Source organism: Rhizobium sp. Root1204 (genome assembly GCF_001424965.1).
Classification (GTDB): domain Bacteria; phylum Pseudomonadota; class Alphaproteobacteria; order Rhizobiales; family Rhizobiaceae; genus Pararhizobium.
Genome location: NZ_LMCZ01000009.1, coordinates 68395 through 84817, shown reverse-complemented (window position 1 = coordinate 84817; position 16423 = coordinate 68395). Strand labels below are relative to the sequence as shown.

General features: G+C 57.1%; 11 protein-coding genes. 3 read left to right on the top strand and 8 right to left on the bottom strand.

Annotated features, from left to right (window positions below):
• Positions 1 to 133 precede the first annotated feature (133 nt).
• On the top strand, positions 134 to 484 hold the full coding sequence (locus ASC96_RS11780) for a potassium channel family protein (RefSeq protein ID WP_348270797.1): 351 nt from the start codon (positions 134 to 136) through the stop codon (positions 482 to 484).
• A gap of 238 nt (positions 485 to 722) precedes the next feature.
• Here ASC96_RS11780 and ASC96_RS11775 read toward each other — a convergent pair whose 3' ends face one another.
• The 3 genes from ASC96_RS11775 to ASC96_RS11765 all read right to left on the bottom strand — a co-directional run bounded on the left by ASC96_RS11775 (position 723) and on the right by ASC96_RS11765 (position 6901).
• The gene (locus ASC96_RS11775; RefSeq protein WP_060503235.1) at positions 723 to 3434 is read right to left on the bottom strand and encodes a decarboxylase; all 2712 of its coding nucleotides are present in this window, start codon (positions 3432 to 3434) and stop codon (positions 723 to 725) included.
• Positions 3435 to 3530: 96 nt separating this feature from the next.
• On the bottom strand, positions 3531 to 5222 hold the full coding sequence (aspT, locus tag ASC96_RS11770; protein WP_060503234.1) for an aspartate-alanine antiporter: 1692 nt from the start codon (positions 5220 to 5222) through the stop codon (positions 3531 to 3533).
• A 53-nt stretch (positions 5223 to 5275) separates the two neighbouring features.
• Positions 5276 to 6901: a bifunctional aspartate transaminase/aspartate 4-decarboxylase gene (locus ASC96_RS11765; protein ID WP_060503233.1), complete on the bottom strand. Its 1626-nt coding sequence runs from the start codon at positions 6899 to 6901 to the stop codon at positions 5276 to 5278.
• Between the two features lie 311 nt (positions 6902 to 7212).
• Between ASC96_RS11765 and ASC96_RS11760 the strand changes: the two genes are divergently transcribed.
• Both ASC96_RS11760 and ASC96_RS11755 read left to right on the top strand, forming a co-directional pair.
• Positions 7213 to 7680 (top strand): hypothetical protein, encoded by a 468-nt coding sequence (locus ASC96_RS11760; protein WP_060503232.1) that lies wholly within the window; start codon positions 7213 to 7215, stop codon positions 7678 to 7680.
• A 105-nt stretch (positions 7681 to 7785) separates the two neighbouring features.
• Positions 7786 to 8898 carry an AI-2E family transporter gene (locus tag ASC96_RS11755; RefSeq protein ID WP_060503231.1) on the top strand — a complete coding sequence of 371 codons (1113 nt, stop codon included), beginning with the start codon at positions 7786 to 7788 and terminating at the stop codon, positions 8896 to 8898.
• 169 nt (positions 8899 to 9067) lie between these two features.
• Here ASC96_RS11755 and ASC96_RS11750 read toward each other — a convergent pair whose 3' ends face one another.
• The 5 genes from ASC96_RS11750 to ASC96_RS11730 all read right to left on the bottom strand — a co-directional run bounded on the left by ASC96_RS11750 (position 9068) and on the right by ASC96_RS11730 (position 16327).
• Complete coding sequence (locus ASC96_RS11750; RefSeq protein WP_082512042.1) at positions 9068 to 10903, bottom strand: hypothetical protein; 1836 nt, start codon at positions 10901 to 10903, stop codon at positions 9068 to 9070.
• A gap of 121 nt (positions 10904 to 11024) precedes the next feature.
• On the bottom strand, positions 11025 to 11996 hold the full coding sequence (locus ASC96_RS11745; protein WP_244481997.1) for a DUF2950 domain-containing protein: 972 nt from the start codon (positions 11994 to 11996) through the stop codon (positions 11025 to 11027).
• Positions 11997 to 12020: 24 nt separating this feature from the next.
• Positions 12021 to 13466 (bottom strand): DUF3300 domain-containing protein, encoded by a 1446-nt coding sequence (locus tag ASC96_RS11740; RefSeq protein ID WP_060503230.1) that lies wholly within the window; start codon positions 13464 to 13466, stop codon positions 12021 to 12023.
• 289 nt (positions 13467 to 13755) lie between these two features.
• Positions 13756 to 14622 carry a polyphosphate kinase 2 gene (ppk2, locus tag ASC96_RS11735; RefSeq protein ID WP_060503229.1) on the bottom strand — a complete coding sequence of 289 codons (867 nt, stop codon included), beginning with the start codon at positions 14620 to 14622 and terminating at the stop codon, positions 13756 to 13758.
• Entirely contained in the window at positions 14600 to 16327 is a 1728-nt protein-coding gene (locus ASC96_RS11730) for a SulP family inorganic anion transporter (protein ID WP_060503228.1), read from the bottom strand. Before ASC96_RS11730 ends, ppk2 begins: the two co-directional genes overlap by 23 nt.
• Positions 16328 to 16423: the final 96 nt, after the last annotated feature.

The window sequence follows — 16423 nt, the reverse complement described above, 5'->3', positions numbered from 1 at the left end:
AGTGTAGTGTAACTATGCCGGCCCCAGGGCCGAAACTCGAATGGCAGAACCACGACTTTTCCATTTGTTTCGTTCCGCGACAATGCTGAATGGCCGTTGCGGGTGAACTACAGGAATTCAGGGGCTTAAGCGTATGTCAGAAAGCAAAAGGTCCAAGCCTAATGCGAAGAATATGAGACGATTTTTCTTCTCCACACTACTACAGCAAATTCGCATTTTGTGGCCTTTGTTCTCCGGAATCCTTGTTATAATCATCGGGTCTGGAATAGTTGTTGGATACATCGAAGACTGGCGAATGGATGAAACATTGTACTTCACGTTCATCACTGGGCTGACCATTGGCTACGGCGATTTCGTGCCGAAACACCTCATGTCCCGGCTATTGTCTCTGCTGATTGGCTTTTCCGGCATTGTCCTCACGGGCCTGGTGGCGGCCGTAGCCGTGCGGGCGCTCAATGCGACGGACGACGATAGAACGAAGTAGAAGTATATCTCGTCGAGCTCGGAGCATGACGGCGAAACCCGATAGGCGCACCCAATCCCGGTGCTGCCGATAGCTTGTCAAACCGGTCAGTTGCACCACGCGACCCCACTGACGATCGGCGCAGGGGGGTGTCTCCGAGAACGGCAATGGTCCTGCCGAGGGATGTCCCGGCCCGCGCGTAAAAGGCCCGCGGATGAGCCTACAGCCCTGCTTCGCCTGCTTTCTCAGCAAAGATTGGTCATCTTTTCGCCTTCGCGGCCACAACACCCGGCTTGACCAGCTTCAGTCCCCGCGCCCTTTCGTAGCCATGGATTTCTTTCACATCCAATTTGCGCATGAAGTCGATCGTCTCCTGTGTCAGGACCTGTCCCGGCACCATGATTGGAAAGCCTGGCGGATAAGGAATGACAAAGTTGGCCGAAACCATCTCCGGGCCTTCGCGCAGACGCCGGTCGCATTCCGCACCGATGAGCGGCACATATTCGCACACCGAGGCATCATATGCTTTGAAGAAGGCGGTGCGCATGTCGCCCTCCGGTGTCGTCCGGCCAGCGTCGCCGCGGAAGGCCTCATGGAAGTGGCTGAAGTTGGGAAGATCAGGCACGTCCGTCATCAGCGATTTCACTCGCTTTGCGAACGTCGCACGTTCCCCCTCGCCGCCGTCGGCCAGACGTTTCTCGATTCCGCGGCATATCTCGACGAGAACGCGGACGAGATGCGCGACATCACTGCGCGTATTGTTGATATTCGATTGTAGCAGCACGCTGTTGCGGGATGTCTTGTTCAGCTGGATGCCGTACTCATTCGCCAGCAATCCCTTGAACTGGGTTCCATCGAAACCGGCAGTCCCGCAGACCAGTGTCATGCGGGTGGGATCAAGATAGAATTCATCTTCACGCATGGCCTTCACGGCGGTGGCCCAGGTCGATCCAGGTGCCAGATAATCCGTGAAGCCGGACTGCCGATATATGCCGGGGATCATCTCATCCGCACCCAGAATGTGGAAGTACTTCGAGATCAGCGGATGTTCGTTCACCGCCCGGCGAATCTTGAGCGCAATCTCCAGCGCATTCATCACCAGGCCATAGCCCTCGAGCTCCATTTGCCGCCGGGCAACATCGAGACTGCCGATCAGCTGCTGGTTGGGGCTCGTCGAAGCGTGCGTGAACACCGCCTCGTGAAACTGGGCTTCAACCGTGTGAAAGTCCACGTCTTTCACCAGCAGCATGGAGCCTTGCCGGATCGCCGACATGGATTTGTGCGTCGAGTTGGTTTGGTAAACGCGAAGGCGGACGAGGCGAGGGTCGGGGATCAGGTGAGCGGCAAGCAGGGCATCATCCGCCGGATTTTTCCCGAGTTCCGCTTGTTGCCGTTCATACTCCTTGATCGAGCCTGGAGCCCGCAACCATTCCTCAAGATCCGCAGCGGCTCCCATCGCGGTGCGAGGACGCAGAAACGGTGAGAACCGGGCAAATCCGGACCACGCTTCATCCCACAGAAAAATCAGGTCAGGCTTGATAGCGAGACACTCCTGCATCACCCGCCGGACGTTGTACATGTGTCCGTCGAAGGTGCAGTTGGTGAGATCCAGCAGCCGCAACCGGTCGAGACGACCCTCCGCTCTCAGGGAGAGCAGCGCGCGTTTGATCGTGGCGAGTGGGACGGCGCCATACATCGAGTATTCCGTCATCGGGAACGCTTCGACGTAATATGGCTGCGCGCCTGTCAGCACCATGCCGTAGTGGTGCGATTTATGGCAGTTGCGATCGACAATCGCGATATCGCCAGGTGCCAAAAGCGCCTGCACTGCCATCTTGTTGGAGGTGGACGTACCGTTCGTCACGAAGAAGACGTGGTCGGCGCCAAAGGCGCGCGCTGCCATTTCCTGCGAGCGTTTGATGGTGCCGGTTGGTTCAAGGAGACTGTCGAGGCCGCCTGTCGTCGCACTGCTTTCCGCAAGAAACAGGTTGAGCCCATAAAATTCGCCCATGTCGCGGATCCAGTCGGATTTGAAGACTGACTTGCCGCGGGCGATGGGCAGCGCGTGAAATGTGCCGATCGGCCGGCGGGCATACTTCTTCAAGTTGTCAAAGAAGGGCGTCTCATAACGCGCCTGCACACCTTCGAGAATGGCAAGGTGCATCTCCAGCGGTTCCTCCACCGCGTAAAAGACCCGGCGCACCGCATCGGCCGCAGGGTCACCGGCAATTTTTTCGACCTGCCGGTCGGAGAGCAAGTAGATGTCGAGTTCAGGCCGGATGCGCTTGAGGGAGCGTGCGAGGCGCAAGGCTGACATGTCCGGCCCCTCCTCTTCCCCCAGCGGATCGAGCACGGAGCGAAGGATTGGCGCGTCATGACGGGATCGATAGGGAAACCCCTCGGCGAGAACCACGGAAATGATATCAGGGTTCAATGCCGCTGCACAAAAAGCGTCTTCGAAGGAGCCCACCAGAATTGGCTCGTAAACAAAGGGATCCTCAGGCCTGCGCAGTTTGCGAAGTTCTGTCGCGAGCGCCGGCCATCGCGCCGCCGGCTGGCTATTAACGTACAGGACTTCGAAATAGGGCCGGCGACTGCCAGCCTCAGCCGTGCCGTGGGGTAGGACATCCGCCACTTCGGTGGAGGAAAGCTCCTCATGAACGTCCCACTCGCTCAAACGCTTGCGGTAAGCATGCGTCAGCAACCCGTTTGAAATGCGGCGTGCGAGCATTGCCGCCCCACCCGCATCGTTCGCGGCAATGCGCTCTGCCAAGGCTGCGAGCAACCGTGCACCAGGATAAGCGTGATACTCCTCTGCCGCCGCGCCAGCAGCGATCGCGGCTTCCAGCGCCGCGCGCTCGCCGCGATTAGCCGCCCAGGCATCGGCCAATGTGGTGATTTCGCGCCAGCAGTCGTTACGCACTGAATGGATGAGCAGAAATTGATCGATATGTGTGGTCTCATTTTCCATTTGATGCTCCCAACTTGTCCAGATGCTGACCATGCCAACAATCTTCTACGATGACGGGTCGTCGCCACAATTGGTATTAAGGTTGCAGCCAGACCGCTAGGCAACGAGCATCACGATCACCATTCCCCAGATCGTCAGGAGTGTGTTGCCGATGGCGTATGTGACTGTGTAGCCCAGAGCGGGCACCTGGCTTTTGGCAGAATCCGTGATCATGCCCAGAGCGGCCGTGGTGGTGCGGGCACCTGCGCACGCCCCGAACAAAATGGCCGGATCGAATTTGAACAGATACCTGCCTGTGTACATTGCCAGTATCAACGGGATCGTAGTGGCGAGCACGCCCCATAAGAAGAGGCTGATGCCGAGTTCCTTGAGCCCAGCCACGAAGCCGGGTCCAGCGCTGATACCAACGACTGCGATGAAGATGTTCAGCCCGACCGAATTCATGAACCATACGGTCGATGAGGGTATGCGCCCAAATGTCGGATGCACCGATCTCAACCAGCCGAAGACCAGACCGGCGATCAAAGCTCCGCCTGCTGTCGACAAGGTCAGAGGCACACCGGCGATATTCAGGACGAGCGAGCCTATCAGCGCACCCAAGGTAATTGCAGCACCGATGAACGCGACATCGGCAACGTCGGTCGCACGATCGGCATAGCCGATATTTGTCGTCGCCGCGGCAATGTCCTTTGACCGGCCGACAAGCGTGAGGATGTCGCCGCGATGGATCGTCGTGTTGGGCAGGATCGGGATCACCGCAGCGGTCGCGCCTCGAACGATTTTTCGCAGGAAGATACCGCGGGCAAGCGGTAGTTTGGCAATCTCCGACAGCTGTTTGCCATCAAGCTCCTTGCTTGTGACATACACATCGACGCCTTCGGCGGGAACATTCAGCAGTTCGGGATCATTGATCTCTTCAGCCTCACGGCCGAGCACGTCGACAAGGACATCTCGGGGGCCGACCAGGGCAACGATGTCGCCGGCCTGCAATGTTGTCTCCGCAGTGGCTTCCTGAATAGTACCGTTTCGACGAAATCGCTCTATGAAGACCCGTGCATTGGGCACGAGAGCCTCAGCCTGTGAAGCGGTGAGACCGACAACGGGACCATCGGGTTTGATCCGATATGCTCTGAGCTCGAAGCGATGCCATGCCGATCCCGCCCCGCCCAATTCGGCTGCCGCACTGTGGCGAGTTTCATAATCTTTACACGCGGCAGCGAGATCGATCCCAAGAAGCCGGGGGCCGATGAGAGCCAGGATGACAGCCGAACCCGCCGTACCGAATATATAGGTTACCGCATACGCAATCGGCATCGCGTTCAGCGTTGTAGCGGTCTGATCCGCTGGCATGCCAAGGCGGTTGATCGCGTCCGTAGCAAGGCCCATAGAGGCGGAGATCGTTTGCGTTCCTGCATAAAGACCGGCAGCGGAACCAACATCATAACCCGCCAGCATGGCGATGATGACCGGAACCGCCAGGCAGTAAATGCAGACGACCACGGCAAAAGCGGCCTGTGGCAAACCGTCGGAAGCGATACCGCGGACAAACTGCGGGCCGACCCCGTATCCCACAGCGAACAGGAACATCAGAAAGAAAACCGACTTCACATTCGGCGAAATGACGATTCCCAACTGACCGATGACCACGGCGGCAAGCAGTGTCGAGGTCACGGCTCCAAGGCCAAGCCCCTTGTAGGTAAACTTGCCAACGAAATATCCAATCGCGAGTGACAGGAAGAGGGCAATTTCGGGGTACTTTTGAAGCGTCGCGGTGAACCATTCAAACATGACGGTATGATCTCCTGAGCAGGGCTATACGGCAGGTGAGCGGGTTTCCTTTATCAAGGTTGCGCCATCTCTCCCTTGGAGGCTCGATAGGCCTGCAGATAGCCGCGTGCTACCGCCCGTATTGCGCGTCCGATAGCGTCGTATGCTTCGTCAGGCAGGTTGGCGAAGGATACCCGCACCGACCAGTTTGCTGCCTGGAAACCGGATCCGTTGAGAACCACGATCCCATGGTCTTCGGCGAGCTTGAAGGCGATGTCCAGCGGGTGGATGTTCTCCTTGACCCAGTCAGTGACTTCATCGCCGACATACTTCCTTGCCCAGAATTCATAGTCGATGATGCCGTAATACCGGTCGAAGTATGGCCTGGCCTGGAATTCGATCCCCATTCCGTTCATCAGCTTGTCGAAGCGGCGTTGGCAGATGGCCATGCACGCCTTCTGATAGATCTTGTCGACATCCATCATTTCCACGAGGCCGAACAGTGACATCATCACCTGTTGCGGAAGCGAAAGGCCCGCAGTGTGGTTCAGTGCCACATCGCGGCTATCGGCAACGATGCGATCGATGAACTTGAGGTCGCGCGGCGTCAGCGTCAGCGCCTGATAGCGCTTGTCGAGGATTTTCTGCGTGGCTTCCGGATGATTACGGATCATCTTGTCGAAGATGTTGTCCTGGGCCACCGCAACGACCCCGAGACGCCAACCCGTGCAGCCGAAGTATTTGGAGTAGGAATAGACGCCAATGGTGTTGTGTGGCAGGTGGCCCATCACAGATTCGAAATTCGGCACGAAGGTGCCGTAAACGTCATCCGTCAGGACCATCAAATCTGGACGTTTCGTCTTCACGAACTTGACCAGACGATCCATCGTCTCGGGATCCATGGCCACGGCCGATGGATTCCCGGGATTGACGATGAAAAGGGCCTTGACCGTCTTGTCCTCAAGCGGCTTCAGATCATCATCCGTCAGCTGGAAACGATCCTCGGCATCGGCCGAAATGTGTATCTGCTTCAGCGCATAATCTTCCAGATGCGGCATCTCCAGATAGGGCGTAAAGATCGGCGTGACCATCGCGATCGTATCGCCAGAGTTCAGCAGCCGGGCATTCTTCAGGGCCTTGAAGATATAGCACATCGCGGCTGTGCCACCCTCGACGGGGTATAGATCGAATTTCGCAGTGGGACGATGGCCCGCGCACATGGCCCACATCAGATACTCGTGGGTAATGGCTTCGTTGTGCACCAGGGAACGGTCAGGTACGGGATAGTGGTCGCCGATAATTGAATCGGTCAACTCATTGACGAACTTGTCGGGTTCGAAGGCGAATTTCTGGATTGCAAAATCCACGACCGCCTCCAGCGTCTCGGCGCCGGGCGTGTCCGGATCGCCCTTGCGCTTTTGCACCCAGGCTTTCAGACGGCTGTGGCACCCGTCTGTCGGAGGCATGCCGGCAAGGCCGGCTGTTTCATCGTGGAAAACCCGTTTGGATTCTGTGAGCGCGAATTGCCCTAGCAGAAAGAATGCCTCGCGCGCCCGCGTTGCGACCCAGTTCGGGTTTCCGCGCCCGGCGTTCAGATACGTGCGCCCGGCTTTGTCAGCTTGCGCCAAACGGATGAGTTCATCCTTGATTTCAAATGGGCTGAGATCTTCGAATTTGGCGTAGATACCGGCGTTGGCCATAACCTTATCCTCCTTGTAGCACAGCGCATTCCAATCGCGGAGCGTGGAGGCGTTGTTCCTTTGAATTTGCAGGACGATCCGTTGAATGCAGCGGATATGGAAGTAGGTTACGCTGTAGTCCGGGGTAGAATACGTTGGGAAACCGGTCTGCTCGGTCGATACGCGACGCCGAACCGCTAAGGCTCTGCGCAAGCTTTGCGGCAACCCGCCACCAGGGCGGATAACCAATACTAGGGATGTTCCCGTATGTTACTTCTGGCGTGCTCTATCAGAGCTTATTATGAGGCTACCAACAATCCGGAGCCGCTGACATGCCGCAAAACCCTCTCGATCCGAACGCCCCCGTTCCCAGCGCGGACGAACTGCGCAGGGAGATGCTTGAGAAGCAGCTTAACGAGATGGAGCGAGAGGACAAAATCAGGGACCTCAAGCGTGAACAACTCTCGAAATTCACCGATGAGTTCTTCAACAAGCATGTCGGCGAACAGGAACGTTCAATCATCCGCAACGTCGTTTCGCGGGCAGTGAAAGATGGCAAGATGGAAGCTCTGGTCTATAGCTTCCCTTCCGACTTCTGTACCGACAGCGGCCGTGCCATCAATAACGCCGATCCCGATTGGCCCCAAACCCTGCAAGGCAAGGCCAAGGAACTCTTCGATCGCTTCAAGGAAGTGGCGCAGCCGCAGGGTTACCGTCTGAAGGCTATGGTGATCAATTTCCCTAACGGCGTCCCCGGCGACATCGGATTTTATCTCAACTGGGAACCACCGGTCACCTGACGCGGTGCGTCGGCGCCAATTCTTCGAGCTACCGGCATGCCCCGGCCGCAGCACGCTCTGGCACCGGGATCCAAATCGACGCGGTTTTCACCGAAAGAGTTGCCCATGGACGACAGGCAGACGCCGTCCGCCGAGCTGGACATCAGCGGACGTCCCAGCATTGAAACACGCATCACCGATTTCGTCCGCCTGGGCGTGGTCGTCCTGTTCGCCTACTTGTCCTATACGCTCGTCGCTCCCTTCATACTGATCGTAATCTGGGCAGCCATCCTCACCGTAGCTCTTTATCCGCTCTACGAACGCTTACAAGCATTGCTGGGCGGCCATCGCCGCATCGCGGCATTCCTGATCACCATTCTCTGCCTCGGTATCATCATCGGCCCGCTCACCGCCATTGCCTTGAATTTCGTGGAAGCCATACAGTGGCTGATCGTCAAGCTCTCGACAGGATCGCTGCATTTTCCCGCGCCCCCTCAATTCGTGCGCGACTGGCCGCTCGTTGGCGAGCGAATTTTCTCAGCCTGGGTGCTTGCCGCCTCAAATCTTGCGGGAACACTCGATCATTTGCAGCCGGCGCTTATCCAGGCCGGGAAATTCATCCTTGGCAAAAGCGCCGTCATCGGCCTGGGTCTGCTCAGCTTCATGACCTCAATCATCATTGCGGGCTTCTGCTTCGGCCATGGGTCAAAGCTTGCATCTGGTGGCGACCGGTTCGCCGAGCGCATCGCAGGTGAAAGAGGCCTAGGCTTCGTTCGCCTTGCTGGTGCCACCATAAGAAACGTTGCCAGCGGCGTTATCGGCGTTGCCGTCCTGCAGACGTTTTTAGCAGGGCTGGTGCTACGCTTTTTCGCCGTCCCGGCATCCGGAGGCCTGACCTTCGTGATCCTCATCCTCTGCATTATCCAGATCGGGCCTGCGCTGGTGCTGCTCCCCGTCGTCATCTGGAGTTGGACAACGCAAGACTTTACCTATGCCTTGTCACTCACTTTACTGCTGGTCCCGGTCGCCATCATCGACAACATCATGAAGCCTCTGCTCGTCTCCCGGGGACTCTCCACCCCCATGCTGGTGATCTTCATGGGCGTGATCGGAGGCACGCTCGCTTACGGTTTGATAGGCCTTTTTCTTGGCCCGATCGTCCTCAGCGTTTTCTATGATCTTCTGGTCGCATGGGTGCGCGGCCATGCGTTACCCCATCAGCCGACGTCGTCCTCCTGATCCATATTTTCAGTTGAGCCGATTTGAAATAGCTCACCCAATAACGCCGTTTTCTCCAGGTTGGACAGTCTTCGCGCGGTGAAACATGGGAACAGACTTCCTCACAGGCAGCCAGTGTGTTCAGCGCACAGCATTCTCGATATTTCAGACTCCGGCGGCTTTCGTCTCTTCACTCTTGGGGTTGGGGCAGTTCTTTGTTCTGGGATACGCGGGTTTGCGCAACCTCTTTGCCAACCCCTGTTGCGTTATGCAGGGATACATCGAGGCCCGCCTTTCGCAAGCCATCTATAAAATGCTGTTGATCCTCGGGGCGCAGGATACGTGTGGCCACCTCTTTGCGCGGATCCTCGAGGAATTCAGGCGCGTTGCGTGCGAGCCACTCCCGTTCTCCCTGTGCGTGTGCCAGCTCTCCCATCTGCCCATAAATGGCGAGCAATATGAGGTGGTAGATCGGATTGTCGCGGAGATTTGAAACCCGGGCCCAGTTCTCCGCACCGGGATAGTCGTGCTGCATATAGGAGCAGACAGCCATGGCCGACTGAAAATACTCTACCGGGCCAGGATTGCGTTTGACACTCTTGGAGACCAACTCGCAGCCACGGTCCCATTGGCCCGATAGAGCGAGGCGGAAACCGTATTCGCCCGCAAACTCGGTATCGTTGGGATTGATCGCGAATGCCCGCTCACCAATAATCAGCGCATTATTGACGTCGCCACTGAAGAAACGTGCAAGCATCTCGGCTTCAAGCGCCCGTACATTAGCGGGATCAAGCTCAACTGCCCTTTCAGCAGCCTCAACGGCGAGGTCTATGGGCGGCGGGCTGGGCGATTTAAGCCGATAGCGGAAGCGCAATTCGTCGAGGTAGGTGAACGATAACAATGCCCATGCTGTCGCATAATTGGGAAATTCAGCAACAACCTCCTTAAGGCAATTTTGAACTGAAGCGTGTGTCTGCCGGTTCAAGGCCGCACGGTAGCCATAGTATGACAAGGTACACGCGAAAGCCTTGGAGTCCTTCGATGAAGTCTGAGTGACCTCTGACGCATTCGCCTGAAAGATAACTCCGTACGGTTGCGCAAGCGAAGTCGCTATTTCGCTCGCTATCGTTGTTTCGATGTCAAAAAGCTCGCGCTGACCAAGTTGTGCATTATAGGCCTTCGTCCAGACAATTGCGCCATCGGCCTGATTTACCAGGCGTGCAGACAGGCGCAGCCGATCCTGATCCAACCTGACCCTGCCTTCCAGGCCATAGACCGGCAGATCGGAACTGGTGGGTAAACCTTCAGGCGAAGAAGTCGGTGATTTCCCCGCAATGACCACGATTTCCTTGAAGCGGGCCATCTGGGAGGTCACCTCATCTGTGAGACCCCGCGCGAGAGTGGCCGAGCTTGGCATCCCTGTGATGTCCTCGAATGGAGCAACAACAACCCTTGGGATTTTCGGAACGGTATCAGCCCCACCGCTCGATTTTGTCGTTTGGAACAGCTGAACCCCTGATTTATCAAATAACCAGACGCCCGCTACAAGGAGCACCACCACAGCGGACAGGAGACTCAGCACACCACTACTGGTCTTGAGCGTGGGAGTTTGGTTTTGCTGAGGCGGCCTCTCGGCATTTGGTGCCGTCTCATTGAAACGCGTAAATGCTGGAACATATCCGCCTTTCGGTATCGTGATGAGAACGGCATCTCTCTGACCGGCGAGCAGATAATAATGTTCGAGCGCACGCCGCACGCGGCCAGCTTCAATGCGAACGACGGGGTCGTTTTGGGCATCGAAGGATGCATTTCGGCCAAAGACCTCGAGCGCAATTGAGTAGGCCTTGATCCGGTCTGCACGCCCCTGCAAAGCTTCCTCGACCACGTAGCACAAAAATTTTTGAGCGCGGTCAGGGGCATCGAACGCCGGACTGGCGCGAATCTTTTCAAGTTGATCTCGTATTTCGCGGTCCAATGGAGGAACAAAAGCGTCCTCCGGAAGCGTTCCCGGAAGTGAAAAACTCATCATCTGCCCCCTACTCAAACGCCCGTTCAATGAACATTTTAACACGGCTAGGTAAAGCTAAAGAACTTTACGCAACAAGAAGCAGGTAGGCAACGAGAATTATATTACAATTTTCCGTCTGTTACTCGTTGACGACGTCCCAGGTGTCTCCGGGGTTAAACGCCCGGATTTTTTCAGCGACACTAGCGGTTTGATCTCCCAGGTCCGCTTCGTAAACTATGCCGCTTTTGTTAACGGCGAACGTTTTGACACCGGTAATCCCATATTTCACCGGCCACGCGACCAATCCGAAACCCGCAATCATGTTGCCGTTGATGATATAATCGAATTTTCCACCCGCAACATTCTCTCCCTGCCCGGTGAGTATCCGGTATCGGTAACCGTTGTAGCCAAGCCCCGCCTTGGCCTTTTCAAGAGCATTGCCATCGACGAGAGCTGGGCCGGCGGGACTTTCCTCTCCATCCCCCTGCTCGGAAGGCCAGTAAAGCCCGTCATGCTGTCCATCACTGCTGATCAGCTTTTGCGCATACTCGAGCACGCCGTCACCATCGCGATCTTCCGAAGCGTAGTCTTCCTGAGCATCGACATAGGCCCGCATTGTCTCAAGGGTTGAAATTTCGTTCTCGCCAACGCGGCGGTTTGCGATCTCCTCAAGTCCGGCATAGGTGTCGAACGCCCACTTTCCCTCCTGCGTCTTCACCAGGGGGAAAGGCAAAGGCCAAAGCTGGTTTCCGATTTCCAGGATCTTGCCACCGTCCTGATCCTCGACGACGAGTTTTTCATTCAAACCGGATTGAATTGCAGCGTAGTTGTCGCTCGCGCCATCACTGGATTTGGCTTTTGCGGCATCCAGCCCCAGGAGCTGCGCCAGCTTGTTGAAGTCGCCGCCATTAACGGTCGACTTGAAAGCCTCGACGGCCTGCTCCGGCGTGTCAAAACCAGTTGATTTCTGCGCTGCCATATATTCTTCGAGCGGCGGGTCGTTATCCTGATCCGCCGCCATGACAGGGGCTGTCAACAATGTTCCATTGAGAAAAATCACCCCGAAAGTCATGAGCGTCAGTCTTTCACATGCTAGTCTCATCGTCGTCATCTCCTCAGTATTTCTGTGTCAGTATCAACGACCACGTCCGCCACCGCGTCCACCACCACCACGGTGAATCTGCCGCCCGCCGCCGCCGCGATGTCCTCCCATCGACTGAGGCCGGCGGTACCCGCCGCCCTGCATCGATTGGCGGCCACGGTTCGATGACATCTGCGTCTGACGTTTATTACTGACGTTTCCAACAGCCGAGCGATTGCTAGACTTCCTGTTGGCCTGCCCCCCCGGCTTCGGTTTATTGACCTTGCGGTTGGCGTTGCTCTGCTTGTTGGATACCTTTTTGTTGTTCGCCGCGGGTCGGTTCGCGGCTGCCTTACCGCTGTTGTTTCGGGCCGCAGCTGCTTGGCCGGCCTTGTTGCCGGTGTTGCCGGCTCTCGCAGTCCGGTCGCGGTCAGCGCGTTGGCGGTTGGCATCGACCTTACTCTTTCGAACATCGTCGACCGTCACCTTCGGTCTGTTGGCCATACGATCCCCGCCGGCGGCGCGGGAATCCCTGGCGCGATTGGCGATATTGTTGCTGCGGTTCGCCGTGAAGTCGTTCTTGAACTTGCTGCGGTCGATATTGGCAATCTGGTTCCTGTCGAACTTGATCTTCGAACGGTCGATGTTTTTCCAGTCGACGTCGCCCATCTTGAACTTGTCGCGGTCGATATCGATGTTGTTGAAGCACTTGTTGCAGTCGATATCCACATCGCCATTCCAGCGGCCGCCCCAAACTCCCCAATCGTCCCAGTCGATCACGGACGCCCAGATCGCAGCGCCGGTGATGGCGGCTGCGAAATAAGGCGCCGAGGGATAATAGTAGCTCGGATAAGGCTCGTCATAATATGTAATCGGCGCTTGCACGTAACCTGGCTCATAAAGCATTTCCGGTTCGTATTTCGGAACGTAGATCTTTTCCGGGTTCGCCGCCTGAATGACGACATTCTCGCCCTGGGTTTCGACCTTCACCTTCTCATCCGTCTTAATGACACCATTGGCCACGGCCTTGTCGCGGAGGTTCTGGATGGCTATCAGCACGTCCTTCTGCTGGTAGGCAAGGGCACTACCGAGCGCCTGCGTCCAGTCGAGGTCGTTGCTCATCATCGAGACGATCTCGGGATAATTGAGCACCGAGATGATACTGTCGTCCCAGCTGTCCTTCGGCTTTGCGTCCTTGTTTTTCTTCTTCTGTTCAAGGAAGCGTTGCGCCTCGATGATCTGCAACGGATAAAGCGATGCCGAGGAGATCAGCGCCACGAGTTCATCCGGATAGAGCGCGATACGCGCCACCAGCACCTCGAGTTCATCCTCTGAGAGCAGGTCTGGTGTCTCATCAGCCTGGTCGTCATTTGCCGCCGCAGTAGAAGCAGGCTGTTGCGCCAAGGCGGGGCTAGATGCACAAACTCCAAAGCCAATCGCCGCTGCCAGAAACGTGGCAGCCAGAGAGCGAAGATCGATCGACAGTCCGCTGAATTTCATCACTTAAATCCTCACGTTCGCGGCAACGTCGAAGCAGCGCATCTGTGGAAGAGAACTGAACGACGGCAAGGTACCGGGCCGGCATTGGCGCCAGCGACCAGGAAGCGGCAATCAGGCCAACAGGCCCCCATTGATCCTGCTCCTCCATCGCGGCAAGCGGTAGTATTCCACCTGTAGATACATGTAACTTCGCGTGCGTAACGCTATTGTGGCCGCCGCGTCGATGGCGACGATGCGGCTGGTGCGCGGTTCGGGCGCATCAGCCGCACCACAGACGCGGCAACCGGGTTCACGCCACGTCGGGCACAGTCCGGCGCAAACCTGTATCCTCGATGTAGTCACTCGGTCGCTTTTGCCGTTTCCCCAGTTCCGGCGGCTCGAATTTGATGCGTTCGTAGGGAATGGACTGGAGGATGTGCGATATGCAATTGATGCGCGCGCGTTTCTTGTCGTCAGAGGGCACGATCCACCATGGCGCATGCTCGCTGTCGGTCATCCGCAACATGTCATCATAGGCGCGGGAATACTCCCACCACTTCTGGTAGGATACAACGTCCATGGGGCTCAGCTTCCATTGGCGTACCGGATCGTCGATACGGCGACGAAAGCGGCGTTCTTGTTCATCCTCGCTCACGGTCAGGAAATACTTGAGAAGGATGGTGCCGCTTTCGACGATCGCTGCCTCAAAACGTGGCGCAAGTTCCAGAAAACGGCGCGCCTTTTTTTCGCTGCAAAACCCCATGACACGATCTACACCCGCCCGATTGTACCAACTGCGATCGAAAATCACGACCTCGCCGCCGGCTGGCAAGGCCGCAATGTAGCGCTGCATATACATTTGGGTCTTTTCGCGATCGCTTGGCGCCGGTAGCGCCATGACACGAAAGACACGCGGGCTGACGCGCTCGGTAATACGCTTGATGATACCGCCCTTGCCGGCGGCATCGCGTCCTTCGAAGATGATGACGATACGCGCGCTAGCTTTTTTTACCCACGCTTGCAGATGAGCCAGCTCGATAACGAGTTTCTCCATCTGCTCATCGTAATCGCGGACAGTGTTGCCGCCATCATCCTCGGACGGCGTGGATTCGCGCGTGCCCTTCTGTTTCTTAGCCATTCTAACTTCTCCCGGTTTAGGATTTTCCCTCGATTGCATTAAACTGCTCTGACTTCCCGGTGCCCAAAGTGTGGAAAGCCTGGAGGGCGTCATCCAGGTCGTCATAGATATGCGCTGCCCCGACGCGTTCGATCAGCCCAGCTCTTTCGAGCAGCGATCTTGCTTCCGCGTGCAGTTCAGCTAAACACAGCTGAATACCCCGCTCTTCCAATTCGGCGCGAACCTCTTCCAGCATCGCAGCTGCCGTGCTGTCCATCTGGGCGATCGCACCCGCGTCGATCACGAACCAGCGAGTATCGGCAGGCAACGCACTGGTAATTTCCCGCAGCCGCTCGCGCACATAGTCCGCGCTAAAAAACAGAAGGCTGCCTTGAAGGATCCAAACCACGACACCGGGCACCGCCCTTGCCTCGGCAACATGATGCAGCTTGTAGAAGCCATCACGCCCTTCGATCCGACCTAGAAAGGCATCACGCGGAAACATCATGCCGCGCAGCAGGTAAACCAGCGTTGCCGCAATGGCGATAACAACACCGTTGAGCACGCCGAAGCTGATTGCGCCCCACATCGCGATCAAGGCGAAAGCAAATTCCATGGGATTAATGCGCCAGATCGCGCGCAACTCGCCGACGTCGATCAAACTGAAGGCGGCGGAAACGAGGATCGCCGCCAATGCCGCGACCGGCAGGATGCGCAGTGCGTCGTTCAGGAAAAGCAGTGCCGCCATCAGGGATGCCGCAGACACGAGGCTCGCAAGCTGCGACTGCCCACCGATCGACAGGTTTATCGCTGTCCGGGAATCCGAAAAACTGATGGGAAAGGCACCGAACAGTCCCGACGCTACCTGAGCGCTGCCCAGGCCAACAAGCTCGCGGTTGGCATCGACCGGATCGCCGGTGCGCGCACCGAAGCTGCGCGCCGTAACGATGCCAGAGCCAAAACTCACCAGAAATATAGCCGCCGATCCGAAGATCAGGCTGTCGAGCGGCACGTCTGAGAACGCCGGCATGCTGAAACTCGGGACACCGCCCGGGATTTCGCCAACGACGGCAATCCCCATGGACTGGAAATGCAATAACGAAGACAGAACAACGGCGAGAACGACAACAATGACCGGACCGGGTACCGGAGATCGAACGGCCTTTGCCCCAATGAGCACGACGAACATGAAGGCCGTCAATGCGATTGTCGGCCAGTGGATCAGGCCCACCTTGCTTGCGAATTCCATCAGCGGCGTGAACAATCCGTCAGACTCGATCTTTACGCCAGTCATGCGGCCAAGTTGGCCGATGAGGATCGAGACAGATATGCCAGCGAAGAAGCCGACAAGGATGGGCCGTGACAGGAAAGTAGCAAGGACGCCTAACCGCAGCAGACTGGCTGCTATGCAGATGCATCCTACGCCAATGGCAAGGAGCCCGGCAATCGTCACCCGGTCTACCGGGTCCTCAGCGGGCATGCCGGCAATGATCGTGGTGATGGCCGCAGCAATCACGGTCATGGATGCGGCATCAGGACCGACGGTCAGCCGGCGGGAAGCACCAAAAATCGCATAGGCAATCGCTGCCACGATACTGGCATAAATCCCAGTCTCTGGCGGCAAGCCGGCAATGGCAGGGTAGGCAATCGAACTCGGCAACCCGACGGCTGCGATCGAAAGCCCCGCTGAAATGTCGTTGCGGACCCATTCAGGCCTGTAACCGGCGAACCCTCTGAAGAGTGGCAAGCCAGAAACTTTGTTCATCTTGGTATCCAACCAATACCCGAAGCCCGCCGCGGGCTCGCTTTGCTGAGCGAACCCGTAACAGAACACGCGGGGTTTGATGAACCGCCCCCCATG

Coding starts and splice junctions, on each gene's coding strand:
- ASC96_RS11780 (WP_348270797.1), top strand. CDS start 134: ATGTCAGAAAGCAAAAGGTCCAAGCCTAATGCGAAGAATATGAGACGA.
- ASC96_RS11775 (WP_060503235.1), bottom strand. CDS start 3,434: ATGGAAAATGAGACCACACATATCGATCAATTTCTGCTCATCCATTCA.
- aspT (WP_060503234.1), bottom strand. CDS start 5,222: ATGTTTGAATGGTTCACCGCGACGCTTCAAAAGTACCCCGAAATTGCC.
- ASC96_RS11765 (WP_060503233.1), bottom strand. CDS start 6,901: ATGGCCAACGCCGGTATCTACGCCAAATTCGAAGATCTCAGCCCATTT.
- ASC96_RS11760 (WP_060503232.1), top strand. CDS start 7,213: ATGCCGCAAAACCCTCTCGATCCGAACGCCCCCGTTCCCAGCGCGGAC.
- ASC96_RS11755 (WP_060503231.1), top strand. CDS start 7,786: ATGGACGACAGGCAGACGCCGTCCGCCGAGCTGGACATCAGCGGACGT.
- ASC96_RS11750 (WP_082512042.1), bottom strand. CDS start 10,903: ATGAGTTTTTCACTTCCGGGAACGCTTCCGGAGGACGCTTTTGTTCCT.
- ASC96_RS11745 (WP_244481997.1), bottom strand. CDS start 11,996: ATGACGACGATGAGACTAGCATGTGAAAGACTGACGCTCATGACTTTC.
- ASC96_RS11740 (WP_060503230.1), bottom strand. CDS start 13,466: ATGAAATTCAGCGGACTGTCGATCGATCTTCGCTCTCTGGCTGCCACG.
- ppk2 (WP_060503229.1), bottom strand. CDS start 14,622: ATGCAATCGAGGGAAAATCCTAAACCGGGAGAAGTTAGAATGGCTAAG.
- ASC96_RS11730 (WP_060503228.1), bottom strand. CDS start 16,327: ATGAACAAAGTTTCTGGCTTGCCACTCTTCAGAGGGTTCGCCGGTTAC.